Genomic DNA, 2,028 nt, shown 5'->3' with positions numbered 1-2,028 from the left:
TTTCGCACCTTATAGCAATATTACTTTGGCACAATGATTGCTTTATAGTTAATGTAATTATTTACGATGATTATTTTAAGGTGTGGTTACTTTAAATTAGGAGTAATAATTACCATATTTTTGGTTGGTTAGTTGAAAAAGCATCTGTGTTAACAGATGCTTTTTCCATTATTAATATTACCTACATCGTTTATTCTATTTTTTTTGTAATAAAAACATTCTATCTTCGACATAATTTCTAAACTAAATAACATGGTTTCTATTAATAAAGGAAGCTATAAATTAACTTAAATATGAAAAACTATCTTATTGTCGCTACTTTATTTTTAGCGTTAGCATCTTGTAAAAAGGATGTAAAAACTAAAAATGTAGAACAAGAAAACACAACAGAAACAACTACAGATTATGCTAAAGAGACTTTAGATGTTAGCACTACTGTTTACCCAGAGAACATTACTAAAGTTTTTAATGCTCATGGAGGCATAGATAAGTGGAATAAACTAGGTGCTTTAGTTTTCGAAATTGAAAAACCAGATGGTAACGAAAAAACAACTACTGCTTTAAAGAGTAGAAAATCTTTAATTGAAACTAAAGATTACACTTTAGGTTATAACGGAAAATATGCTTGGTTGGAAGAGCATAAAGACAAAGCTTTTAAAAATGATCCTAAGTTTTATTATAACTTAATGTTTTATTTCTATGCCATGCCTTTTGTATTAGGTGATGATGGTATTACATACCAAGACGTAGAACCTTTAGTTTACGAAGGTAAATCGTACCCTGGTATTAAAGTTTCTTACGAGAAAGGCATAGGCGAATCTCCAGATGACGAATATATTCTATATTATGACCAAGAGACCAACAAAATGGCTTGGCTTGGCTATACGGTAACTTACTTTTCTAAAGAAAAAAGTAGTGAATTTCATTTTATAAAATATTCTAATTGGCAAACTGTTAATGGTTTTGTTTTACCTGCAAAATTAGAATGGCATAAAGCTGAAGGGTTTAAAATAGGAGAAAAACGAAACGAAATGAATTTTGTAAATATTTCAGTTTTAAAAACTGCTCCTAACGATAGTCTTTTTGAAAAAACTGAAAATGGTGTCATTTCAGAATAGAACGCTTCAAAAAAATTGATAAAAAAAAGCGATTCCAATTGGAATCGCTTTTTTTCACCAATAACAAGTTAATTATTGATTCTTATATTTATTAGAATAACGTTTATACAATTCGGTTTGGTGAGATTCTAAACTAATATCTCTACCTTCTATATATGCTTTAGTTAATTTATTTGTTCGCATATCTAAAGCATCGCCTTCGCTAATAAAGAGAGTGGCGTCTTTACCCACTTCTAGAGAGCCTACCCTACTGTCTATTCCTAAAATTTTAGCTGTGTTTAAGGTAATTAAACTTAAAGCTTCTTCTTTAGTTAATCCGTAAGCGGCACATGTTCCAGCCAAAAAAGGAAGGTTACGTGTATTCATACGTTCCATATCTCCTGCATTTTCTAATCCTACTAAAACGCCAGCTTTAACTAAATCATTAGCCATTTTAAATGGGGCATCATAGTCTCCATCATCTGTATTTGGTCGAGAGTGTACGCGTTGTAATAATACTGGTATATTATTCTGCTTTAATAAATTTGTTACTAGATTAGCTTCGTACCCACCAACGATAACCATTTTTTTAACACCATTTTCTTTAGAAAACGTTATGGCATCTGTTATTCCTTTCTCATTACTTACATGTACATATAATGTTTTAGAACCATCCATGAGTCCTTGTAAGGCTTCGAAAGGTAAATGTTTTGGTTTTTTATTTCCTGTTATGTACGCTTTACTTTCTACAAAATAATTAGCTAATGCTTCTACTTGCTTTTTATAATTTTTATTTGCCTTTAACGTTGCTGGCTCTCCTAACCACCATCGTCCTCTAGAAAAAGGATTAGGCCAATTTAAATGGATTCCATCATCTTTTTTAATAGCTGCGTCTTCCCAATTCCAAGCATCTAATTGCACTATAGAAGAG

2 protein-coding genes are annotated in these 2,028 nt (G+C 31.0%); one reads left to right on the top strand and one right to left on the bottom strand.

What is annotated here, in order from left to right:
• The first annotated feature begins 293 nt into the window (after nucleotides 1-293).
• Nucleotides 294-1,118, top strand: a complete 825-nt coding sequence (locus ACVC2P_RS16275; protein ID WP_452599513.1) for a DUF6503 family protein — start codon at nucleotides 294-296, stop codon at nucleotides 1,116-1,118.
• Between the two features lie 72 nt (nucleotides 1,119-1,190).
• On the opposite strand, the gene ACVC2P_RS16270 is transcribed toward ACVC2P_RS16275, so the two are convergent.
• Nucleotides 1,191-2,028 (bottom strand): amidohydrolase family protein (locus ACVC2P_RS16270; protein WP_452599512.1); only part of this gene is annotated, 838 nt, incomplete at its 5' end.

The organism is Pontimicrobium sp. MEBiC01747, assembly GCF_053601635.1.
This window is presented reverse-complemented; position numbering and strand designations above follow the sequence as displayed.